Source organism: Roseovarius sp. EC-HK134 (genome assembly GCF_902498815.1).
Taxonomy (GTDB): domain Bacteria; phylum Pseudomonadota; class Alphaproteobacteria; order Rhodobacterales; family Rhodobacteraceae; genus Roseovarius; species Roseovarius mucosus_A.
This window is the reverse complement of the sequence record NZ_LR701544.1, coordinates 1,672,017-1,694,739: the sequence shown is the minus strand read 5'-3', so window position 1 is coordinate 1,694,739 and position 22,723 is coordinate 1,672,017. Positions and strand designations below refer to the sequence as shown.

General features: G+C 60.0%; 16 protein-coding genes. 8 read left to right on the top strand and 8 right to left on the bottom strand.

All coding sequences use genetic code 11. From position 1 onward, the window contains the following. Positions 1 to 252: 252 nt before the first annotated feature. The 6 genes from GC127_RS12055 to GC127_RS12030 form a co-directional block, all read right to left on the bottom strand. Positions 253 to 1,197: an FAD:protein FMN transferase gene (locus tag GC127_RS12055; RefSeq protein WP_151978310.1), complete on the bottom strand. Its 945-nt coding sequence runs from the start codon at positions 1,195 to 1,197 to the stop codon at positions 253 to 255. Beyond that, entirely contained in the window at positions 1,178 to 3,385 is a 2,208-nt protein-coding gene (locus tag GC127_RS12050) for a PepSY domain-containing protein (RefSeq protein WP_151978308.1), read from the bottom strand. The genes GC127_RS12055 and GC127_RS12050 overlap by 20 nt, the downstream gene beginning before the upstream one ends. Before the next feature lie 11 nt (positions 3,386 to 3,396). Further along, positions 3,397 to 3,867, bottom strand: coding sequence for a DUF2271 domain-containing protein (locus tag GC127_RS12045; RefSeq protein ID WP_151978306.1), 471 nt, complete (start codon positions 3,865 to 3,867; stop codon positions 3,397 to 3,399). Positions 3,868 to 3,939: 72 nt separating this feature from the next. Then, positions 3,940 to 4,257 (bottom strand): hypothetical protein, encoded by a 318-nt coding sequence (locus tag GC127_RS22830; protein WP_199861242.1) that lies wholly within the window; start codon positions 4,255 to 4,257, stop codon positions 3,940 to 3,942. A gap of 170 nt (positions 4,258 to 4,427) precedes the next feature. After that, the gene (locus tag GC127_RS12035) at positions 4,428 to 5,084 is read right to left on the bottom strand and encodes a cytochrome b/b6 domain-containing protein (RefSeq protein ID WP_151978302.1); all 657 of its coding nucleotides are present in this window, start codon (positions 5,082 to 5,084) and stop codon (positions 4,428 to 4,430) included. Further along, on the bottom strand, positions 5,077 to 5,358 hold the full coding sequence (locus GC127_RS12030) for a PepSY domain-containing protein (protein ID WP_081507720.1): 282 nt from the start codon (positions 5,356 to 5,358) through the stop codon (positions 5,077 to 5,079). Before GC127_RS12030 ends, GC127_RS12035 begins: the two co-directional genes overlap by 8 nt. Positions 5,359 to 5,503: 145 nt before the next feature. On the opposite strand from GC127_RS12030, the gene GC127_RS12025 reads away from it, so the two are divergent. Both GC127_RS12025 and GC127_RS12020 read left to right on the top strand, forming a co-directional pair. After that, entirely contained in the window at positions 5,504 to 6,163 is a 660-nt protein-coding gene (locus GC127_RS12025) for a response regulator transcription factor (RefSeq protein WP_151978300.1), read from the top strand. Continuing rightward, positions 6,160 to 7,527 carry a HAMP domain-containing sensor histidine kinase gene (locus tag GC127_RS12020; protein ID WP_151978298.1) on the top strand — a complete coding sequence of 456 codons (1,368 nt, stop codon included), beginning with the start codon at positions 6,160 to 6,162 and terminating at the stop codon, positions 7,525 to 7,527. The genes GC127_RS12025 and GC127_RS12020 overlap by 4 nt, the downstream gene beginning before the upstream one ends. Positions 7,528 to 7,800: 273 nt before the next feature. Here the strand turns inward: GC127_RS12020 and GC127_RS12015 are convergent, their stop codons facing one another. Further along, positions 7,801 to 8,655, bottom strand: coding sequence for a DUF4394 domain-containing protein (locus GC127_RS12015; protein WP_081507717.1), 855 nt, complete (start codon positions 8,653 to 8,655; stop codon positions 7,801 to 7,803). Between the two features lie 221 nt (positions 8,656 to 8,876). On the opposite strand from GC127_RS12015, the gene GC127_RS12010 reads away from it, so the two are divergent. The 3 genes from GC127_RS12010 to GC127_RS12000 all read left to right on the top strand — a co-directional run bounded on the left by GC127_RS12010 (position 8,877) and on the right by GC127_RS12000 (position 11,535). After that, positions 8,877 to 9,392: a sigma-70 family RNA polymerase sigma factor gene (locus GC127_RS12010; RefSeq protein WP_151978296.1), complete on the top strand. Its 516-nt coding sequence runs from the start codon at positions 8,877 to 8,879 to the stop codon at positions 9,390 to 9,392. After that, positions 9,389 to 10,081, top strand: a complete 693-nt coding sequence (locus GC127_RS12005) for an anti-sigma factor (RefSeq protein ID WP_151978294.1) — start codon at positions 9,389 to 9,391, stop codon at positions 10,079 to 10,081. The genes GC127_RS12010 and GC127_RS12005 overlap by 4 nt, the downstream gene beginning before the upstream one ends. 164 nt (positions 10,082 to 10,245) lie before the next feature. After that, positions 10,246 to 11,535: an NAD(P)H-dependent oxidoreductase gene (locus tag GC127_RS12000; protein WP_151978292.1), complete on the top strand. Its 1,290-nt coding sequence runs from the start codon at positions 10,246 to 10,248 to the stop codon at positions 11,533 to 11,535. Between the two features lie 402 nt (positions 11,536 to 11,937). Here GC127_RS12000 and GC127_RS11995 read toward each other — a convergent pair whose 3' ends face one another. After that, the gene (locus tag GC127_RS11995; RefSeq protein ID WP_198385530.1) at positions 11,938 to 12,588 is read right to left on the bottom strand and encodes a response regulator transcription factor; all 651 of its coding nucleotides are present in this window, start codon (positions 12,586 to 12,588) and stop codon (positions 11,938 to 11,940) included. A 530-nt stretch (positions 12,589 to 13,118) separates the two neighbouring features. Here GC127_RS11995 and GC127_RS11990 point away from each other — a divergent pair. The 3 genes from GC127_RS11990 (at position 13,119) to GC127_RS11980 (ending at position 22,723) form a co-directional block, all read left to right on the top strand. Continuing rightward, a complete protein-coding gene (locus tag GC127_RS11990; RefSeq protein WP_151978290.1) occupies positions 13,119 to 19,913 on the top strand; it encodes a peroxidase family protein in 6,795 nt (2,264 codons plus the stop codon). Positions 19,914 to 19,988: 75 nt separating this feature from the next. After that, positions 19,989 to 21,794 carry a type I secretion system permease/ATPase gene (locus tag GC127_RS11985; RefSeq protein WP_081507711.1) on the top strand — a complete coding sequence of 602 codons (1,806 nt, stop codon included), beginning with the start codon at positions 19,989 to 19,991 and terminating at the stop codon, positions 21,792 to 21,794. Continuing rightward, positions 21,791 to 22,723, top strand: a complete 933-nt coding sequence (locus GC127_RS11980; RefSeq protein ID WP_151978288.1) for a hypothetical protein — start codon at positions 21,791 to 21,793, stop codon at positions 22,721 to 22,723. Before GC127_RS11985 ends, GC127_RS11980 begins: the two co-directional genes overlap by 4 nt.

The window sequence follows — 22,723 nt, the reverse complement described above, 5'->3', positions numbered from 1 at the left end:
CATCGGTGGCAGATGGGCAGACCATGTCGTTCCACAGGCCAGAAACCAGATTCCACAACGCAGAAATCACCACACGATTGCATTTTGTATGCAATTTTGCCTAATATTGCGGAAGCCTGTCCATTTTTTGAGCGGGATAATAAGGCGAGAGCTTTCGACTCTGGCACAGGACCCCCTTAGCAATCGCAAACTGCGGCCGTAGAGGCGATCGGTTGGCTGCACAGGTTCTATTCTTAAGGGAGGTACTGGCCTTTAGGCGAACAGGCGTCCGATCCCGACGCTTCTTAGGTTTTCCGCAGCATCCCGCGACAGAAACAACGCCTCAAGCCCACGCTGTCGCGCAAATTCCGCCCCGGCCTCTGGCCCCAGCACCATCAACACCGTCGCCCAGGCATCGGCTGCGGCACAGCTCTGGGCCACAACGGTGACAGAGGCAGGCGAGGTGACCAGAGGCGCGCCGCGCTTTGGGTCCATGGTGTGCGACAAACGCCGCCCCCGCACCTCAACCCAATGGCGATAGTCACCCGAAGTGGCCACGGCGGCATTCTCAAGCGCGAGGAGGGAATGGGGCGTGCGGTATGCTCGATCCGGTGCTTCGACGGCGATGGTCCACGCCTGCCCATCGGGCCGCAGGCCAAACGCGCGCATCTCGCCGTCAATCCCGACAAGACCATCGGCGATCCCATGATCGTGCAAGATCTCGGCCAGACGGTCCACGCCATAGCCCTTGGCGATCCCGTTGAGGTCAAGAGTGATAGGCGCGCGCTTGCGGGCATTTGTCCCGTCAAGGTCCAGCAGCTCATACGCCGGGTGTCGTTGAGCGGCCATCGCCGCGCGAATGCCCGCAGGCACCGCTGCCGCCGGACCAAACCCCCAAGCTTTCACCGCATCGCCCATGCCAATATCAAAGGCACCACCTGAGGCGCGTCCGATCTCAAGACCAAGACGCAACACCTCTGTCAGCCGCGCGGGAACCGCCACCCATTGGTCCACCGGTGCTGCGTTGAGACGCATAAGGTCACTGCCCGCCTTCCAGGTAGACATCTGGGCATCCACCTCATCGACTGCCGCTTGCAGCGCGATCTGAATTGCGCCCGCGTCAAAACCGGGATCCGTAAAGAAAAGCGCTGACCACCGCGTGCCCATGGTCGGCCCATTAAGCGCTCTGCGCGCACCGTCAGTAGACATCTTCGACATATCGCCCCTCTGCCTTGAGCCCCGCAGGCGTAAGCCCGGTCGGGGCCAAAATATCGGCCAACGCATCCGCGACGCCCGCCGCCATGTCGCGCCCGCCGCAGACCATGACGCGGGCACCATCGCGAATGAGCTGCACAACCTCGGTCGCATCTTCCCGCAGTGCGTCTTGTACATAGCGGGGCCGCGCCCTGCGCGAGACCGCCGTGACCAATCGCGTCAGACGCTGCTGCGTCAGCCAAAGAGACATCTCATCGCCATAGAGAAAATCGCTATCGGGATGGCGCAGACCAAAAAAGAGGTGAATGGGCCGGTGGCGCGCATTGCCCCGCACAAAACCTGCCAGCGGGCCGATGCCAGTTCCGGCCCCAATCAGAATGAGCGGCACGCGGTCTTGTCCGACATGGAAGCCCGGATTGGAACGCAGGAATGCGCGCACCCTGTCGCCCGGCTCCAGTGCCGCAAGCTGCCCCGAACAAAGGCCGCCAGGGTGTTTCTTGACAACAATCTCAAGAAATCCGTCGCGCCGCGCAGAGGCGAGTGAGTAGAGCCGCGGCAGGGTGCTGCCCTCGGGCAGGATGCCTATCAGGTCACCCGCCACGAACCGGGCAAAGCCCCCACCGATCACGCGTTGCCAGAGCGAGACGCGCGGCAGGGCAAAGCGCAGGATCGCAGTTGGGGCCTGCACCTCGGCACCATAGTCCCGACGCGAAACGAGAGTCAGCGTTTCGGTTCGAGGCGGCACGGATTGGTGGAAGAGGTCGAGCGCAATTGCCAAAGCCTCGCCAAGCGCGCGGCCCCAGCGGGCAAAATCCTGCGGCGACTGGCGATTGACCGTATCGAACGGCACCAACTGGGGCCAGCCCTGTGCATCGGCCACCGCCGCGACCTCTTCCGCAAAGGCACAATAGGCTGGAAAGCTGCGGTCGCCAAAGCCAACCACGGCGAGCGGGATACGGGGCGCACTGTTGTGTGCGCGCAGCCGCGCGAGAAACCCGGTGGCAGAGGCGGGGGCCGCGCCATCGCCATAGGTCGCCGCAAGCAGGATGATCCTTTGGGCCGCAGCATAGCGCTCTGGCGCAAAAGCTGACATCGGGCCGATATGAACGCGCTGACCGGCGTTTGTAAGTGCAGCATGAAGTGTAGCGGCGAACCCCCAAGTGCTGCCCCCCTCGCTGCCAACCAAGACGATCGTATCGGCGCGCGACACGGGCTGATTGCCCCGTATACGAGGCCGCCCGCGACGCCCTGCAAGCCAGACCCACAGCCCCGTCACGCCCAGTGCTGGCACCCCAAGGGCCAAGAGACCAAGGATCAGGCCCAGCCCGGCTGCACCCTGTCCCGTGTGCAGCATGATCATTATTTCCGACAGACGCGCCCACCCGGTCAGGTTCTCCCACCCGAGAAGCACGCCAGTGCCCTGATCGAGATAGCCCATGCCGTGATCCGTCCGGAGCGTATAGACATCCGTCGCATCACCCGGAAAGGGAAAGCTCAGTTCGCGCAGCGCAGTGACCGGCGTCTGGCCCAAGACCGGAATGTGGGCCAATGCAACCCCCATCTCGCCGCTCACCTCTGCTGGCATGGCCAGTGCGGGGCCGCTGTCCGGAACCAGATCAAACGTCGAGGCCGTCATCCAGAGGGCCGTGCCGGATGACAAGACTAGGCCGGTGACGGCGATGCGCGCGATTTCAACATGAAGACGATTGGCGCTCGGCCCGTGCAAGCGCGCGAACCAGCGCCGCCAGCCCCCTACCCGTCGCACAACCAACACCACGCCCGAGAGCGCCAAAATCAGCATCGCCACCGCCCCCATCGCCATGGTGATGCGCCCCGCATCCCCAAGAAAGAGCGAGCGATGGAGATTGGTCAGCCACCGCAACACCGGGTTGGGGTCGGCCAAGGCCACGCCCTGCCCGGTTGCAGGGTTGATCACAGCGGCACCGGGTATGCCCTGATCGAACCAATAGGCCGTAATCCGCCCCGAAGGCGCGCGCCGGATTTGCTCGACACCCGGATAGGCCGCTTGAATGCGATCCGCCAGAACGGCGACTGTCAGCCCGATCTCTGCCTGAGGCGCGGTCAGGCGCTCTGCCGCAGGAAAGACTGACAGCGCCGCGCCGCTCAGGGACAAGATACAAAGAAGCGCTAGGGCCAAGATGCCCGGCCAGCGGTGGGTTGCGCGGATCATGGCCCCTCTCCTCACATATCGTAGGCAAAGCTGGCCACGTAGCGACGGCCACGCACCGGCGTGCCCGCGCCTGTCGTTGTCAGGGGCACGGCCACCTCATTGGGGCTATCGCGCATGTCCTCGACGGCGGCATCGACGTGAAGCGTGTAGCCCGCATCAAAAAGCGCATCCGCTAGATCAAGCGTGATTTCGAGCGTGCGGCCCGCTCCGACGCTGGCACCGGTTATGCCGTTGACCTGCGCGGTGTCGCCGCCCGTGGCGCGATACCAATCGCTCAAATGCTCGTAATATTTGGATTTTCCACCTGCCATCCACAGGCTGCCAGCATAGGCCCCTGACGCGTCGGTGACGTAGAGCACCAGATATGCGCCGTCTCCGCCATAGGTGCTTAGCGTCGTCGTCAGTGTCACGGGACGGGCCATGGCAAATCCGGGAAGTGTCAGCGCGGCGGCAAGAGCGAGCGTTGCGAGGTTCGATTTCATCCGTAAATTCCTTGTATTGGGGGGTGGTGTTCCACGTGCGGCGCAGCTGTCTTCGCCGCGCCGCGGAAGGGATCAATTGACCTTGACTTGCGGCAGGGTGCCGGTGCCAAAGAGACCGTTCTGAGGTGGCGCGACTGTGCTGGCGGGGGCAGGATTGCGGGCACCACCGCGATCATCCTCTTCGTCTTCGTCCTCATCATCTTCGTCGTCATCACGGTCATCATCATCGCTCACGCGCAGGAGCGGCAGCGCTTGCGATCCCCCCTCAAAAAGCGCGACGCGCGGCCAAAGGCCCTCGCCCTCGGATGTGCGCACCGCACTCCAAGCCGGAACGCCAATCGCGGCAGTGAGCGCGGTCGAGGCGACAAGAAAAATCAGGGTCTTTTTCATGGCAGGGTCTCCTTTTGTCTGCTGCGCCCAATCTTGCGCACCGACCTGAGGCCACCCTGACAGCGCAGAGATTTCCGCTTCAGCTTGGCGTCAGCAAGAAAATCGCCCCGCCGGTGACAGCGGGGCCTTCTGCAAACGCAGCGGCAGCCAGCGATTGCGTTTCGTGTGTCTTACGCGACATCCCCCGTATCAGGTGCGCGCTTGTCCCCCGTGACCATGGCCCGAACAAGGTTTTCGCGGTGCCGGACAGAGGCCAGAACGACCCCTCCCACATGCAGCGCCGCAAACACGAGCATCAGGTTGGCCAGCGTTTCATGGACGTCTTCCAGCAGGTCCTCTGCCCCGCCATCGAAAGCGCCATCGTCATCCGCCCAGGCGGGTGCCACAATCTGCGGCATATCGGGCAGCAATGCCAAACGGCCCGGTTCTGCCATAAGCCAACCGCTTACAGCCGTGCCTGACAGCGTCACCAGCAGCGCCACCACCATGGCCGCACCGGCTGGGTTATGGCCAAGATAGCGCCGCTCGGTGCCCTTTGCGATATCGCCAAGATAGGACATCGTCGCGCGCGGGCCCTTTATAAACTGGGAAAATCGCGCGTAGCGCCCCCCGACAAGGCCCCAGATAACGCGCAGGACGATCAAGCCAATGACGACATAGCCCACAATTTCATGCAGCCTGTCGAGATCCTCCGCGCTTAGCCATGCCACGGCGAACGCAGTGACAAGGCTCCAATGAAACAGCCGCACGACCGGGTCCCAGACCCTGACCTCGGCGGCACGGCCGATGCCCGCTTGCCCTGCAGCTTGCGGTTTTGCATCACTCATCGTCCTCGTCCTCATATTCGACCTCGATCACCTCAAGTGTTGCCGGATGGACCGTTACTTCGATCCGTCGGCCCATCGCATCCCGACCGTCAATCTCGTAGCAACCATCGTCGATCTTGATGCGGCGCACGGTCCATCCCTGCTCTTGGGCCAGGCGGGCCACAGCATCGCGGGGTTGCCAATCGGCCATCGGCACAAAGCAGTCATCATCTGCCAGCGCGGCACCGGCCGGAAACACCGCGAGAAATCCCAGAATTGTCATGGTCTTCTTCATGGGCCAAACTCCTATTTGCGGCTAATGTGACAGCAAAGATGCGCGACAAAGCTGACAGGAGCCTGAAGAGACTTGGCTGTACACGTCAGTTTTGCGTCAGCCTGACCTGCCAAGAACCGGGTCCCGGTAGAAAGGAAAAACACGCATGCGCATCTTGCTGATCGAGGATGACACGGTTCTGGGCGCAGCCGTCCGCGACCAGATCGCGGGCGATGGCCAGTCGGTCGATTGGGTCACGCGCCTAGATGCCGCACATGAGGCACAGCGCAGCGCATCCTATGATTTGATCCTGCTTGACCTCATGCTGCCTGATGGGCGCGGCATCGGCTTTCTCAAAGGCTTGCGCGCGCGGGGCGACGTGACCCCCGTGATCATCCTGACTGCGCTCGACCAGATTTCCGACCGGATCGAAGGGCTCAACGCGGGTGCCGATGACTATCTGGTGAAACCCTTTGATCTGGCAGAGTTATCCGCGCGCATCGGCTCTGTTGCGCGGCGCTATAGCGGCAATCCGAACCCGATCGTTACTCATGGGCTGCTGGACATCGACCTTGCGGCGCGCAACGTGCATCGCGAAGGCAAACCGGTCCATTTGACCGCGCGCGAATGGGCGTTGTTCGAAGCCTTTCTTGCACGGCCCGGTCAGCTCTTGTCCAAAGCGCAGTTGGAAGAAAAGCTCTATACATTCGACGCCGAGGTCGAGAGCAACACGATCGAGGTCCATGTCAGCCGCCTGCGCAAGAAACTGGGCGCAGCCGTTATCGAGACAGAACGCGGCATGGGCTACCGCTTGGGCAAAGCATGAGGTGGCCCGCAAGCCTTCAGGCGCGGCTAGGTCTCACGCTTGGTCTTGTGCTGACGATCTTATGGCTGGCCGCCGCCTCGGTAACGGCCCTGATCGTCCGGGGCGAAATGGATGAAGTGTTCGACAGTGCCCTGCGCGAAACCGCAGAACGCATCCTGCCCCTAGCCGTGACAGACATCATCGGGCGAGAAGACCAAGGCGTGACACAGCGTCTGGCCCCGATCCGCGCACATGACGAGTTCTTTACCTATCTCGTGCGTGATGACGAGGGGCGTGTCTTGCTGCAATCCCATGCCGCCGATGCGGCCATGTTCCCACCTTGGACCGGGGCCGGATTTCACGAAACGGCCAGCCATCGCTTTTATAGTGACGCCGCACTTCAGGACACGATCCGCATCACTGTGGCCGAACCGCTGGAGCATCGCGCCTCTGTCGCGCGGGAAATCCAGATGGGCCTCGGCCTGCCGCTGTTGGTCGTGCTGCCAATTGCCCTTGCCGCCATCATCCTTGCCGTTCGTTTCAGCCTTGCGCCTCTGCGCCGGTTCCGCAGCAAACTTGAAGCGCGCGGCGCGCGGGATCTCTCAGAGGTTCCAGCGGACGACCTGCCGCATGAAATCGCCCCGCTGGCGGCAACCTTGAACGGCTTGCTCTCTAGATTGCGCGACGCGTTCGAGGCCGAACGCAGCTTTGCGGCGAACGCCGCGCATGAGCTGCGGACACCTCTCGCCGGGGCCATCGCGCAGGCGCAACGTCTAAGGGCCGAAACATCAGACCCCACCACAGAGGCGCGCGCCACAGAGATTGAGACGACGCTCAAGCGCCTGACGCGGTTTTCCGAACGCCTCATGCAGCTTGCGCGCGCCGAAGGCGGGCAGCTCCGCATGGACCATCGCACCGATCTGAGAGAGGTCGCGCGTCTGGTGGTAGACGATCTGGGGCGCATGGCCACACCGGGGCGCATCACGCTCACCTTGCCAGACACTGCCGTTCTGTCGGATATCGACCCGGATGCCTTCGCGATCCTTTGCCGTAACCTTGTGGAAAATGCGCTCCGCCACGGGGCGGCAAGCGGCCCGGTCGATGTGACCCTGACAGCAGTCGGACGGCTGGTGGTGGCCAACGAGGGGCCAGTTTTGCCGCGCGAGACGCTCAACCGCCTGACAGCACGGTTTGAGCGGGCGCATGCAAGCGCGGATGGCAGTGGGCTGGGCCTTGCCATCGTTGCCGCCATCGCAAACCGGATCGGAAGCCCGCTTTGTCTGGAGTCGCCGCGTCCGGGGGCGGCATCCGGGTTCCAAGCGTCTATTGTGCTCCCGACAGAGACTACGGACAGCGAAACGCCGCACATCACCAGTGCTCCCTGAGAGCGACTTGGCGCGTCTGTTATGACGTTAGTTGAGATTGGCAGGCCGAAACAAAACTGAATTTATATCAGATACTTGAGCATAGATCTGCAAAGGCGCGACACGCGCAGAGCACCAAGAGTGCCGCACAAGACCTGCACGACATCGCAGCCACACTGCACTGCCAAGAACAGGGTGCCGCGAACACGGTGACGCAGCCGCACAAAAAACCCCCGGTCGATGACCGGGGGTACTATACATCAAGATACGCGCCCTAGGCGGCGTATGCCGGGGCTATTGCGCCTGCGCGACCGCAAATCCAGTAAAGCCACCCATGCCAAGGTCGGCCATTTCGGTGAGCGCGCCCGTACCCAGATCGACGGCATACAGCCCGGCCGTCTCTGCACCCTCGATTTGCAGGATAGCATAGGCCATGTCCTTGCCCTCTTCGGGCGACACGATGTCAAAGCCGCCCCAATCAGACACGTCCACGGTTGCACCCTCGATGCTCAGATTTCCAACGCTTGCCAGTTCACCGGCATTGTTCGCCAATGTGACCAGCGCATTCGCGCCTGCGTCCAGCGCGTATTGTGCTGTCGACCCGGCCTTGGTGCCCGCAATTGCATTGGTATAGGCATTTGCAAAGATCACGGGGTCAGACCCCGCAGACATATCGCCCGCGACGTAGAAAGCATCGGTGAAGCGGCGAACAGAGTTGGCGCGCTCGTCGTTATCGCCAAAGCCTTGCGGAAAGTAGACCAGATTGGAACCATCGGCCCCAACCGCGCGCACCGCGTCGATCTGATTGTTGAAATCAAATGCCACGGCACCCTCAGCGATCACCGCATCCGCCATAAAGGTTGCCCCCAGATCCGTGAGTTTCCCCGACGCCGGATCGACCTCGTAAATCGCCCCATCCGCATAGCCCAGAAGCTGGCCGGTCACCGGGCGATACGCAATCGCACGCAGCGGCATTTCAAGCGCGTAGGTCTCGACCGTGCCGGGCTGGGCAAGGTCCGCCATTGTGACAAGCGTGCCGCCATCCTGAGCCAGCGCGTAGCCTCGCAGACCCGCATGGTCATCGGCCTGCGCGGCAGAGCCAAGCGAGAATGCGACGGCGGTCAGGGCAAAAGTGGTCTTGAACGACATGAAATAGGTCCTTTCTGCTTGCATTGGGCCGCCCAATGCGGACCAACTTGCGAAAGCCACGACTCGACAGGAACGGAAGTTTCAGGGCGTGGAAAATTTTTTGAGATTGGGTCAGAACGATCGCCACGAATCCCAAGACTACGCCCCTAGGGTCCGCGACAAGCGGTGCTGATCCCCGCTCTTCCACGGGTGCGGGGAACACAGCCGAGGATCTCGAGCACATGATTTCCCGGTGCGCGCTCGGGGATCGTGTTGCCTTTGCGGCGCTTTATGATGCCACGAGTGCGAAACTTTATGCGGTCTGCGCCCGTGTCTTGGGTCAGGATCATGCCGCCGAGGACGCGATGCAGGACGCTTACGTCAAGATATGGGCCCATGCCGGGCGTTACCGTGTCACCGGGCATTCGCCGATGACGTGGCTCATCACGATTGCGCGTAACACCGCAATTGACCGGCTCAGGGCGCGGCGGCAGCACCGTGATATTGAAGAGTATCACGAGGGGATCGCCGCACCCGGGGGCAATCCCGAACAGGTGGCTCTCGCGCGCTCAGAAGCGGGACGTATTCAACGATGCCTTGAAGAGCTGGAACAAGAGCGGCGGCAGGCCATCACCGGCGCTTATCTGGACGGTCTCAGCTATACCGAATTAGCCGCGCGTGCGGATATTCCCCTCAACACCATGCGCACCTGGCTCAGACGCGGGCTCGCGGCCCTGCGGGAGTGTATGACCCGATGACCGATCCCATGGATGATGATGACATGCTGGCGGCAGAATATGCGATTGGCCTGCTTGCGGACGAGGCACAAGAGGCGGCGCGCATGCGCATCGCCACTGACCCCGTCTTTGCCGCACGGGTGCTGGACTGGGAGAGGCAGCTTGCACCATTGGCCGATCTTGATCCGGTTGCGCCACCCGCAAGGGCGCGGGGCGCGCTTTTGCAGCGGCTCTTCCCCGAGCCTGCGCGCGTATCGCTCTGGCAGCGTCTTGGGTTTTGGCAGGTGCTGAGCGGCGGGGCTATCGCGGCTGCCGTTGCGCTCGCGGTGCTCGATTTAGGGCCGCAGACGCAGCCCACCGGTGGCCCGCTCTACGCGGCGGAAATCGCCACGGATGCAGGCGATTTTCGGGTCATCGCATTGGTAGACAAGGCGCGGGATGAGGTCGTTCTGACCCGCACCGCAGGGGCCGCACCTTCGGGACGCATCCTGCAGGTTTGGGCGCATGGTCCGGGAGAGCCGGCACAATCCGTGGGCCTTTGGCCGGATGGCGAGAGCATCGCACTGGCGCTTCCGCCCGAGATTGCGGCGGTACGCGGAACGCTGACTTTGGGCATTTCCGAAGAACCACCGGGCGGCTCGCCAACAGGCAGACCCTCCGGGCGCGTCTTTGGCACCGTCGATATTCCAGGCGTCACTGCTGTGCCGTGACGGGCCGTGGCATTCATGCAGAGGTCTGCGAAATCAAATAGCGGACAGGCCACTTTCAAATCCGCTTGTCGGGGGTCTGCCCGATATGATCAAGTGAAGTTCGGAAAATGACCCCGGTCGCAGCCTCGATGCGGCGACCCTTGGGATGAAAGCGGAGACAAGACATGAACCTTGCGCGACTGGCCTCTGAGGCGGCAGAACGGGGGCATCCCGTGCGGGTGGGGCTTATTGGCGCGGGCAAGTTCGGCTCGATGTTCCTTAGCCAAGTGCCGACCATCGCGGGGCTTGAGGTGACGGCGATTGCGGATCTTGACCCTGACCGCGCCAAATCAGCCTGCGCCGCAGTCGGTTGGGACGAGGCCCGCATCGCCAACACCGCCTATATTGACGACGGCGCAGCACTTGCCGCCCGGGACGATGTCGATGTGATGATTGAGGCCACCGGCAACCCGCGCGCCGGGATTATTCATGCGCGCGCTGCCATTGCAGGCGGCAAGCATGTGGTGATGGTGAATGTCGAGGCCGACGTGCTGGCCGGCCCCACGCTTTCCGCCGAGGCGCGCGCTGCGGGTGTGGTCTATTCCATGGCCTATGGCGATCAACCCGCGCTCGTGTCTGACATGGTCGATTGGGCGCGCGCCACTGGATTTCACGTTACAGCGGCGGGAAAGGGCACCAAATACCTGCCCGCCTATCACGCCGTGACCCCCGATGACGTGTGGTCGCATTATGGCCTGACCGTACAAGAGGCGGCAGCGGCGGGCATGAATCCGCAGATGTTCAACTCGTTTCTCGATGGCACCAAAAGCGCCATCGAAATGGTGGCGATTGCCAATGCCTGCGGTCTCGATGTCCCCGACAACGGCCTCAGCTTTCCCCCATGCGGCGTGGACGATTTGGCGCATGTGCTGCGCCCGCGTGCGGTGGGCGGGCAACTGGACCGGCGCGGCATGGTCGAAACCGTGTCGTCACTTGAACGCGACGGGCGGCCTGTGTTCCGTGATCTGCGCTGGGGCGTCTATGTGGTGCTTGAGGCCCCCAATGACTATGCTGCGGCCTGTTTCAAGCAATACGGCCTGCCCACGGATTCCACTGGGCGCTTTGCGTCGATGTATAAACCCTTTCATTTGATCGGGTTGGAATTGTCGATCTCGGTCCTGAGTGCGGCCCTGCGCCATGAGCCAACGGGTCAAGCGCGCGAAATGCGCGGCACCGTGGCTTCGGTTGCGAAACGCGCGCTCAAGGCGGGCGAGGTGCTGGATGGCGAGGGTGGCTATACCGTCTGGGGCAAGGCGCTGCCGCTTGGCCGGGCGGGCGCGGCGTTGCCCATCGGTCTGGCCCATGGGGTGCGCGTGACGCGCGACATTCCGGCGGGGGCGGTGTTGATGCTCGACGATGTCGATCTGTCGGACAACGATGCCGCAGACCTCTACCGTGCCGCCATAGCAGGATGATCGCAGCGCGTAGGTAGAGATGCGCGGTGCAAAGGGGGCAGGCTCGGCGGTCGCAGGACTGCTGACAGTGACCCCGCATAGATTGGATGATGCACCAAACGTTTCCGCGACTGACAGAGTGAAGCGCGCAGTCGTAGTGTTAGTGTCTCCTTGCGAAACTGCTATTGCGGGTGCTGGTCACATCGCTTGCTTCATGGATTAACGAGACCACTTGCAAAACATTAAGCCGTCAGGCGCCCGGCGGCCAACGAGACGTGGGGCGTGCAAGCACTGGCACTGCAATCACGGCGCAGGTCAGGTGAGTTGAAAACCTTTTATGCAGAAAATCACGGAAAAGCAGGTCTGCCGCCACTCAGCGCGCAGACACTACCTTTCCGTTACACAACGTTACGGGGAACCCAATTAAGCACTGCGCGAAATGCCGGTTTTCTGCGCCTCAATAACCACCGACAGTCGGTTGCTGACGTTGAATTTCTGCATGATCTGCGTCATGTAATACTTCACCGTTTTTTCCGACAAATGCAGTTCATTGGCTATTTCTTTGTTCGATGCGCCCTGCATCAGATGCGCGATAATCTGGTCCTCGCGATAGGACAGGCTTATGCTGTCTGATGCCTCTGCGCGTTGCTTGGGTTTGCGTGCATCACGCATGACCTTCAACGCAATGCAGGGCGAAATATACTCTTCGCCCAAAGCAAGCGAATCCAGAGCATGAAACAGTTCGCCCCCCGAGCTGCCCTTTACGACATAGCCCATAGCGCCGTTGCCCATCGCTTCGTTGCAATCCTCAAGCCGATTAGAAGCGGTAAAGACAAGCAACCTAGGAGCGTCTCGTCTTCGCGTTATTTCAATGATTGACGCTTGGACGTCTCCCGGCATTTGCAGGTCGATGACCAATAGGTCCGGGGCATGAGCGCGAGCAATTGAAACGGCATCCTCTGCTGAACGCCCGGTTGCAACAATCTCGTACTTCCCAGTTTTCTCAATCAGATCTTCCAGTCCCGACAAAACAATCGGATGATCATCAACAAGTACAATACGTAATTTTTTCATATAAATTTTCCCCCGAGCCACATTGGGTCTGGCTGGTAGGCCCCCAAGGCACATTCTTGCCACATTTCGCGTATCGCGCGAATCTTTTGTGAGTTTGGTCTAGGGGAAAACGCATCGTTTCCATTTTGGAAACAGGCCGCAGATTGCGCTTCGGTCGGCTAAAGTACCTGAAAGCATAGGAAAATCACAAAAGATATCCCGGCCGGATCTAATCCGGCCGAACGGGCTGTCCCGGCGGGGGTCGGTCAAATAACAATCGGTTAACAACTATAAGCTGCAAGAAATCGAAAGATTTCAATCTAAAGAGCGCATTTCCGACCAAAGTATAGGGCTCACTGAGACTTTAGTGTGGCCCCGATTCGGCCCTTTGGTCAGCAAAACGCCCGACTTACGGATTCGTAACGCTTCGTGCGCTCCACAACAATCAACTCACAAATTCGTGTTCAAAAAGTGGCGAAAAGTCGCCGTTTTCGGAAATCGCTTTAGCGCCAACCGTCGTGGCCGAAGGGCCTCAATCAGGAGATTTATCCATGGTCCATCTAAATACAAACGATCTTGCCCATATTCTCGAGCAGATCCGTATCGCAGAAGATCATTCCCGTCTTATTGCTGAAGGTGTCGATCCAGGGGCTGCATTGTCACAATTGGTATCCAGCCCGCTCATCCCCTATGGCCTGCGTACTGTTGATGGGAGTTTCAATAATTTCCAGCCGGGCATGGAACGTTTCGGTGCATCCGATGAGGTCATGACCCGTCTGTTGACCCCGGTCTATAATGCAGCCGAAGCGAACCCGCGCAACGGGGCCCCAACCAGCTATGATCAGGCGAATGGCACGGTCTACGACTCTCAGCCGCGCGTCATTTCGAACCTTGTGGCAGATCAATCGCTGAACAACCCAGCCGCGATTGCCGGGGCGCTTGCGTCTTTGGGGATCACCGGTGCGGCCCAGTTGAACATCGTGCGGGAGATCATGGCCGCACAACAAGCGGCACGAGATGCACGCGCAGCGGTTGAGGATGCCGAGGCGGCCTATCAAGCGCTTTATGATGCGGCCCAACAACAGGTGGACGACGCAGAGTCAGAATTGGCACTCGCGGGATCAGCATTGGCAGCAGCGCAAGAGGCTCTCAACACGGCTGAGGGCCTGCTGACAGTGGCACTGGCTGCTCAGGCAGACGCGCAAGCAGCGATCACCGCGCAACAGGCTGTTGTCGACGCTGCGCGGGCAGCCTCTGATGCGGCAATGGCCGATAGCCTGGCCGCAGATGAAGCAGAAGCCACCGCATTGACGGCCCTCAATATCGCCACGGTGCAGCGCGCCTTGGCGCAACAGGCCGAGGCGGCCGCGTTGGCCGCCTATGGTGCTGATCCAAGCCCCGAGAATCTTCAGGCCTATCTCGATGCGCGAGAAGTTGCATCGGATGCAAACATCGCGTTCCTTCAGGCCGAGGACACGCATGAGGATGCAGTCACTGCCGCCACAGCCGCCAGCGCAGCCTTTACCGCAGCAAACCAGACCCTGATCGTGGAATTGTCCAATCTTTCAGGGCTTCAAGCAACGCTCGACGGAGCCGATGACGCGCTGGCAACGGCCCAAGCCGATGTTGACGCAGCCCAAGCAGCAGTGACCGAAGCTGAAACAGTCGACGCTGCGGCGCAGGCTGAACTTGACGAAGCCATTGCAGCGCGCGACGCGATCCCCACGGGCACAGATGCGACCGCTGCTGCTGTCGCCGCCGCCGATGCCGCCGATCAGGCCGTTCTGGATATGGTTGCCAGCCACGGGATCGAGATGGACGGCGATAACGTCTTTATCCGCAACATTGCCGCCGATCTTGGAGATACTGCGTCCTTCAATAGCTTTATGACGATTTTTGGCCAGTTCTTCGATCACGGTCTGGACCTGACCAGCAAAGGCGGCAACGGAAATGTCATCATCCAGTTGCACCCAGATGATCCGCTATATGTCGAGGGCAGCCCCACCAATTTCATGGTGCTGACCCGCGCCACCAATGACCCGGGCGCTGATGGTCTGATCGGTACGGCGGATGATGTCCGTGATCATGCCAACCAGACAACGCCTTGGATCGACCTGAACCAGCTTTATACGTCAAACCCATCGCATCAGGTATTCTTGCGCGAATACGCCATGGTGGACGGGCGCCCCCAAGCTACCGGGCGGATGCTTGAGAGCGAGGCAGGCGGGCCGCCCACATGGGCCGATGTCAAATCGCAGGCGCGCGACCTATTGGGGATCGAACTGAGCGATCTGAATGCCGTGAGCGTGCCGCTTTTGGTTACCGACCTGTATGGCGAGTTTGAGCGTGGCGCAAACGGCTTGCCCCAGCTGATGACAGCGGATGGGCCAGTCGAAGGCAATCTTGCCAGTCCCATTGATGGCATGTCCGGTCTGTCCGCAGGACGCGCATTTTTGGATGACATCGCGCATAACGCAGTGCCGGGAACCTTTGTCGTGGACCGTTTCACCGGTGAGACCGCGCAAAAGACCCCGGATGCCGATGATATTGCCGGAAATCCCATCATCCCGAATGAGTTTGGCCAAAACGCCACTTATGACAACGAGTTGCTGGATGCGCATTACATCGTCGGCGATGGACGCGGGAACGAGAATATCGCGCTAACCTCGATCCACACGGTTTTTCACGGAGAGCATAACCGTCAGATAGACGAGATTCAGGAGACGCTGCTCTCTCAGGGGGCCACAGGCGAGATCGACATCGCATTTCTAAACCAGTGGCTGCTGGTGCCTGTCGAAGCGGGCTTTGATCCGGCATCATTGGTCTGGGATGGCGAGCGTCTGTTTCAGGCGGCACGCTTTTCAACAGAGATGGTTTATCAGCATCTGGTCTTCGAAGAATTCGTGCGCAGCGTGACGCCACAGATCGATCCTTTCGTCTTTTCGAATTCAGTCGAAGTGGACGGGGCGATATTTGAGGAATTCGCGCAAGTCGTCTACCGCTTCGGCCATTCAATGCTGAACGAAACTGTGCCGCTGATGCAGTTGTCCCCCGAAGGCGTTGCAACGCCCGAAGAGGTGGGCCTGATTGAGGCGTTCCTCAACCCGATTGCGTTTGCGGAAGCCGGGGTTGATGCCCATGCCGCAGCAGGGGCAATTCTGCGCGGGATTAGCACGCAGGCAGGCAATGAGATCGACGAATTCATGACTTCGGCGCTGCGCAACAATCTTGTCGGCCTGCCGCTGGATTTGGCAGCATTGAACATCGCACGGGCACGGGAAACCGGAATTCCCTCACTGAACGAGGCCCGGCGACAGTTCTTCGAGGCGACCAATGACACTTTCTTGCGTCCCTATGAAAGCTGGTCCGATTTCGCGGCCAATATAAAGAACCCGCTATCGGTCGTGAATTTCATCGCCGCCTACGGAACCCATGCCAGTGTCTTGGCCGCTGTAACAACAGAAGAAAAGCGCGAAGCCGCATGGGAAATCGTGTTTGGCGGGGATGGCGCACCCGAAGACCGTCTGGATTATCTCAACAGCACCGGCGATTGGGCGGATCTGGAATCGGGCCTGAACCGCGTGGATTTCTGGATTGGCGGTCTGGCCGAGGCCCTGATGCCATTCGGCGGGATGCTTGGCTCTACCTTCTCCTTTGTGTTCGAGATGCAGATCGAGAACCTGCAAGCGGGTGATCGTTTCTACTATCTCAGCCGGACGCAGGGTATGAACCTGCTGACACAGCTCGAAAGTGACAGTTTCGCCGACCTTATCGCGCGCAACACCAATACTGCTGATTTGGGTTTCCATGTGAACGGCGCAGCCTTTCAGACAGCGGATTACGTCATCGAGATGGATCAGTCCCGCCAGTATAACGAGGGGCTGGAGAACGCTGACCCAACGCGGGAGGCAGATGTTCTATCCGCCATCACCGGCACGCAATCTCTTGTCACCCGCCGCGATACAGACGGGGATGGCGATATCGACTTTATCCAGTTCCATGGGGGCGAGCATGTGGTTCTGGGCGGCACTGACGAGAATGATACGATCGTCGGCGGCGCAGGGGACGATGGCATTTGGGGCGGCGATGGTGACGACCGGATCGAAGGTGGGTTCGGCGTGGATCATGTTCATGGCGGCGCTGGCAATGACATCATCACCGATAGTGGGACTGATATCGGTGATGCTGACGTCCTTAAGGGCGAAGGCGGCGATGACGTGATCAATGGCGGCATGGGCATTGACCTGATCTTCGGCGGGTCGGGGTCCGACTTCTTGTCGGGTGGTTCCGAGGCCAAGGACATCTTCGGCGGCGAGGGCAACGACTTCATCCGTGCGGCCTCTGGTGGTGGCGGCGTTGTCTATGGCAATGAAGGCAACGACTGGATGGAAGCCCAAGGTTTCATGACCACACTGACGGGCGACAACTCAGAGCTTTTCTTCAACAGCCGAGTGATTGGCCATGACGTTATGCTTTCGGGGGAAAACGACACCGATTTCGACGCAGAGTCTGGTGATGACATCATGGTGCAAGGTATTGGCATCAACCGCAACAATGGCATGGCCGGATTTGACTGGGTCAGCTACCAAGGCAACAACTATGCCGCCGATGCGGATATGAATGTCGGGATTTTCGTCAATCAGCAGAACAACATACTTCGCGACCGTTACGACCTTGTCGAGGGGCTCTCGGGTTGGAATTATGATGACACATTGACGGGGCGCGAAGTCGTGGTTGGGGCCTATGACGCCAATGGCAACGCGACCCAAGTAGATGCAGATGCGCCGATTGCCAGCTTCTCGAACGCGCTGTTGGAGCGGAACGTTGATCTGATCAACGGGCTTCGTGAATTGGTGGCGCATCTTGAGCGCTTTGAGATCCGGCATCCCGACGGAACGACCGAGGAAGTTGAAGTTGGGGTTCTGAACACTGCGGCAGGCGAGGACATTCTGCTGGGCGGCGGTGGATCCGACTTGATACGTGGCATGGCGGGCAACGATATCCTGGACGGCGATCGGTATCTAAATGTCCGTATCGGTTTGCGCGACGAAAATGGCGCAGAGTTCGCCACGGCGGCGGGCATGACGGCGCAGGTGTTTGGTCTGGATGGTAGCCTGCTTTTCGGGGGGGCGACGGTCGAGTCGCTGATGTTCAGCCGCACACTTACACCGGGTCAGTTGTTTATCATCCGCGAGATCATTGATGGTGGGCAAGCCGATGATATTGACACGGCGGTCTATTGGGACCTGCGCGAAAATTACGAGGTCACTGACAACGGCGACGGCAGCTATACGGTCACACATCTGCAGGCAAGCGCGGAACTGATTGATCCTGTCACCGGAATCGACCTGAGCCTTGATCCGCTGACGGGACGGCGGCTGGAACAAGAAGGCAGCGACCGGCTGACCAATATCGAAGTATTGCGCTTTGCTGATGGCGATATCGCCATTGAACTGGCGGCGCTGAACGATGCGCCTGTGACCGGTGCGCCGGTCCTGTCGGATCAGAGCCCGACCGAAACTCAGGGGATCACGGTTGATCTTTCCGCCATCGCCGACCCGGACGGCATTGCGAGTATCGCGGTGCAATGGCAATCATCGTTGGATGGTGGGGCGACATGGAGCGATATTCCTGGCGCTACTGGGGTTGGCTACACCCCACCTGCGGCAGCGACGGCGGCGCAACCTATCCTGCGCGTGGCTGCAACGGTGACAGACCTGAACGGTAATGTGTCGATCGTTGTGTCTGCGGCATCGGATGTAGTGGGTGACGTGATCAACGGCACGGGTGGTGCAAATACCTTGAACGGCGGTTCGGGCGGCGATCTGATCGACGCGGGTGGCGGAAACGACACGGTCAATGCAGGGGCTGGCGATGATGTGATCGTGTGGAATGCATCTGGCAGCGGATTTCTCGGTTTGGGAACCGACGGTCGCGATGTGGTAAACGGCGGCACGGAAAGCTTGATTGGCGACACTTTTGTCGTCAACGGCACGGATCTTGCGGAAACCTATCGTGTCTATTCCGCAGCGGCTTGGGTTGCCTTGGGCGGGGCTCGCCCCCTCGCGGCGGGAACCGAGATCGTCATCACCCGCAACGGGATAGCTAATGGGAACGTCATTGCCGAACTGCAAGAAATCGAAGAGATCGTTATCAACACCAATGGCGGTGGTATCTTCAGCGACAATGATCAGGTGCTCATCATTGGTGACTTCAGCCCGACCAACCTCTCTTTTAACACGATCACGATAAACGGTGGAGCGGGCGACGACGTTGTCGACATCACGGGGCTGGACTCGGCGCATCGCATCCTGTTCCGCACGGCGGGCGGCAATGACATGGTTGTCGGCACGCTGCGGGCGCAAGACGTCATTGAGGCACCCGCCGGGGTCGATCCGGCCAGCTATGCGGCAAGTTTCGACGAGTTGACAGGCCTTGTGACGCTAACGGCGGAAGGATCGACAATTACCTTCAGCGGAGCACCGGACTCGCTTCCTCAGGTCGTGACGGCAAGTGAGGTTGAGCACGGCGATGATGACGATGATGACGACGACGATCACGACAGCCATCACGATGAAAACAATCAGGACACGGTGGATGACGAAGCGACAGACCCCACCCAACCAGAATCCGTAGCAAGCTTTGTCTCCGGCACGGCGGAAGCGGATGATCTCACCGGAACCGATGGTGCCGAACTGATCCTTGCCGGTGACGGAAACGATGTCGTCGACGCGGGAAGCGGGGATGATATCATCGAAGGCGGGAATGGGTCTGATGTGCTTTTCGGCGGCGATGGGAACGATACGTTCCTGATCAACCATGATGGCGCGACAGACTTTGTTTTCGGGGGCTTGGGGCAGGATATCATCGACCTCACCGGCCTGAGCGCCAGGGCCGAGATTACCCTGGACAGCCTGAGCTCGTTGGGTTCTATCCGTATCGGAAACACCTTTGATCGCATTTCCTCGATAGAGGATGTGATCGGTGGCAGCGGGAACGACACCATTATCGCAGGCGAGTCCGAAAACAATCTGGCTGGCGGCGCGGGCAATGATACCTTCCGCTTCGACACGGCATCGGCGGCGGATGGCGACTTCATTCATGACTTTGCTCCCGGCGATCGGATTGATCTGTCTCGGATTGACGCGGTCACAGGGCAACTGGGCAACCAATCCTTCACGCTGATGAACGAGGGGGATCCGATTGGCGCAGGAAGTCTTGTGCTGACTGAACTGTCAGACGGTGTCACAAACATCGCGGGTCACCTTGATGATGACGGCAGCGCCGACTTCACGCTCAAAGTCCGCAACTCTCAAAGTCTTTCGGCAGACGATTTCAATCTCTGATCCGGCTCGCCGACCCCTGTTCTACCGACGGGGGTCGGCTCCTTCCCATTCTCTCCGCACAGAGCAGGACAGACCATGGCACAACCACGTTCCCAATCCGACATCCGCAAGACGCTCAAGGCCAAGCACATGATCGGGCGCGACCTGAAGGCCTACGGCCTTTGGATATTCATGATCTCTGGAGTGATCAACATTCTGGCCCTAACCGGTTCTGTTTACATGATGCAAGTCTACGACCGCGCCCTGACCAGTGGTTCGATAGAGACCCTTGCGTTCTTGTCGGTACTGGCAATCGGTCTGTTCTTCTTTCATGGGGCTTTCGATGCCTTGCGATCCAAGATCATGGTCAGGTTGGGCGCGCGGATGGATCGTCGCCTTGCGCCGCTGACCCACAAGTTGGCCATTGAAATGCCACGCTACGGGTTTTCGACGACTGAGGCGCTTGAACGCGGTCGACAGGTGGATACCCTGCGCAACTTTCTGGCCAGCCCGGCACCCGCGGCGATGTTCGACCTGCCTTGGATGCCTATCTTCCTGATCTTTGTCTTTCTTCTGCATCCGGTTCTGGGTTCTGTCGCTTTGGGTGGCGCTGTGGTTCTGACCCTTTTGACCGTGATCGCCGAGCTGCGTTCGCGCAATCTGGCACAGGCGGCACAGAGGTCTATGATCGCGCGAAACACGGCGGCAGAATCTAATGCCCGCAACGCGGATGCCATGATTGCAATGGGGATTGTCGAGCGTGCCGTTGGGCGGTTCAACCGGCTGAATGATGACCATCTGGCCATTCAGGCCCGCAACTCCGAGATTTTATCGACCATTTCCGCCTTTTCGCGGGTTCTGCGGATGATATTGCAATCTGCTCTGCTTGGGCTGGGGGCCTATTTCACAATTCAAGGACAGTTGTCTGCTGGCGCAATAATCGCAGTCTCTGTTGCCTCTGCCCGCGCCTTGGCACCGATTGACCAAGTCATCGGCAACTGGCGTGGCATCGCAGGTGCGCGGCACGCGTATGTTCAACTGCGTGACACGCTTTCTGCATTGGGCGAAGAAGAGAAGCAGTTGATGGATTTTCCCCGCGCCACTGACAACGTGACGATCGAAGGCTTGACGGTCGCCTCGCCCGCGACCGGGCGCATCCTTTTGGCCGATGTCAGCCTTGAGTTGAAGGCGGGGCAGGCTCTCGCCATCGTTGGGCCCAGCGGGGGTGGAAAATCTACGTTGCTGCGCGCCTTATCCGGTGTTTGGCAGCCATTGCGTGGCAACGTCCGCTTTGACGGGGTTAGCCTATCGCAAATTGCACCCCATAAGCGGGGCGATTTGATCGGCTATCTGCCGCAAGAGGTAAGCCTGTTCGACGGCAGTATTCTTGAAAACATCAACCGCTTCAGTGAAGACAGAAACACGACCGCTGTCTACGAAGCCGCTACCACCAGTGGTGTGCATCGCATGATCGTGGACATGCCCGATGGCTATGACACGCAAGTGGGCAGCCACGGCACCGCGCTATCGGCAGGACAGCGGCAGCGGATCGGTCTGGCGCGGGCGCTTTATGGCAATCCGTTTGTGGTCATTCTAGACGAGCCAAACGCCTCGTTGGACGCTGCTGGCGAGAAGGCATTGAACGATACGATCAAGGCTATCCGTGACCGCAATGGGATCGTTATTGTCGTAGCCCACAGGCCGAATGTCTTGACCGCTGTTGACATGCTGGCCGTCGTGCAAAACGGGAAATTGGTGGCCTTTGGCACCAAGGAAGAGGTGTTGGGCAACAATTCGGGCCGGGTCGTACCGCCCACCGATCTCGTTGGTGACGTGCGAGCGCAAGCGGCGGTCGATCTGGCCAAGCACAAGGCCAGCAAGACCGGAGCGGTGCCCGCATGACACATGCCATCAGAACAACACACCATGCATCCTCGAATGCAGAGGCAGCGCCATCACGGGCCAGTTTTGAGGATAAAGATCAGACCGAAGTGTTTGGCGTGCGCGGCCTTGCAATTCTTTTCATTGGCTTTGCCGTTTATCTCAAGACCCTTTTCTCAGCCTCGCCTGCCGAAGATGCCACCGCTTTGGAGGATACAGGTGTGCCGCCCGGTTCCGAGAGCGCGCCGGACATAGCCGCACAAACCGCGACCGCAGCGCGCGCCGATGGCAATGACCCGGCAGATACTTTGTCGGATGCGACTGGCGATCTGCCCACGCTGGCCACATTCGGGGCCTCCGGGCAAACTGGTCGTGGCGCATCGCTGGATCGTCAAGGCGGCGGAAGCATTGAAGCTGATCCGTTCACTGTCGACATGTCTGGCCTTGTGCCAAATGCTCAGGCGCCATTCGGCGGACGTGATGCTTTTTCGGGGCCCGGTCTGCCAACTGATACCGGACCACTGGCACCGAGAGGTACAGACCAAGACACCTCAGCGCCACCGCCGAACACAACGAACGATCCAACTCCACCCGCCACAGCGCAGTCTTATGATCTTGCAACGCTATTTCAGGATTTGGGCATTGCCCTGCAAGACCGGCCCGATATCACCGTAGACCGTGTCACGGACTTGGCCATCGGGGATCTTATGCGCGACCTGACCTTGGATGAGTTTCGCAGCAATCTAGGGCAGCTTCCGCAAGACATTGGCGCGCCTCTTAATCGGCTCATAAACGTCCTGAACGACGACGCTTCGCGTGAGGCCTTTCTGGTTCGCACTGGACTGGCACAGGATGCCACGCTGGACGCAAGCTATCGCTCGGATGACTTTGATCCACACCAATCCACCACCAGCGCTCAGGCCGATAGCGGCCCGGACCTGTTCCTCTAA

What these genes read in the sequence shown, in the direction of transcription:
- GC127_RS22830 (WP_199861242.1), bottom strand. Translation starts at nt 4,257, where the DNA reads ATGAAAAAGACCCTGATTTTTCTTGTCGCCTCGACCGCGCTCACTGCC.
- GC127_RS11995 (WP_198385530.1), bottom strand. Translation starts at nt 12,588, where the DNA reads ATGAAAAAATTACGTATTGTACTTGTTGATGATCATCCGATTGTTTTG.
- GC127_RS12010 (WP_151978296.1), top strand. Translation starts at nt 8,877, where the DNA reads ATGATTTCCCGGTGCGCGCTCGGGGATCGTGTTGCCTTTGCGGCGCTT.
- GC127_RS12025 (WP_151978300.1), top strand. Translation starts at nt 5,504, where the DNA reads ATGCGCATCTTGCTGATCGAGGATGACACGGTTCTGGGCGCAGCCGTC.
- GC127_RS12000 (WP_151978292.1), top strand. Translation starts at nt 10,246, where the DNA reads ATGAACCTTGCGCGACTGGCCTCTGAGGCGGCAGAACGGGGGCATCCC.
- GC127_RS12035 (WP_151978302.1), bottom strand. Translation starts at nt 5,084, where the DNA reads ATGAGTGATGCAAAACCGCAAGCTGCAGGGCAAGCGGGCATCGGCCGT.
- GC127_RS11990 (WP_151978290.1), top strand. Translation starts at nt 13,119, where the DNA reads ATGGTCCATCTAAATACAAACGATCTTGCCCATATTCTCGAGCAGATC.
- GC127_RS12045 (WP_151978306.1), bottom strand. Translation starts at nt 3,867, where the DNA reads ATGAAATCGAACCTCGCAACGCTCGCTCTTGCCGCCGCGCTGACACTT.
- GC127_RS12015 (WP_081507717.1), bottom strand. Translation starts at nt 8,655, where the DNA reads ATGTCGTTCAAGACCACTTTTGCCCTGACCGCCGTCGCATTCTCGCTT.
- GC127_RS12020 (WP_151978298.1), top strand. Translation starts at nt 6,160, where the DNA reads ATGAGGTGGCCCGCAAGCCTTCAGGCGCGGCTAGGTCTCACGCTTGGT.
- GC127_RS11980 (WP_151978288.1), top strand. Translation starts at nt 21,791, where the DNA reads ATGACACATGCCATCAGAACAACACACCATGCATCCTCGAATGCAGAG.
- GC127_RS12030 (WP_081507720.1), bottom strand. Translation starts at nt 5,358, where the DNA reads ATGAAGAAGACCATGACAATTCTGGGATTTCTCGCGGTGTTTCCGGCC.
- GC127_RS12055 (WP_151978310.1), bottom strand. Translation starts at nt 1,197, where the DNA reads ATGTCGAAGATGTCTACTGACGGTGCGCGCAGAGCGCTTAATGGGCCG.
- GC127_RS12050 (WP_151978308.1), bottom strand. Translation starts at nt 3,385, where the DNA reads ATGATCCGCGCAACCCACCGCTGGCCGGGCATCTTGGCCCTAGCGCTT.
- GC127_RS11985 (WP_081507711.1), top strand. Translation starts at nt 19,989, where the DNA reads ATGGCACAACCACGTTCCCAATCCGACATCCGCAAGACGCTCAAGGCC.
- GC127_RS12005 (WP_151978294.1), top strand. Translation starts at nt 9,389, where the DNA reads ATGACCGATCCCATGGATGATGATGACATGCTGGCGGCAGAATATGCG.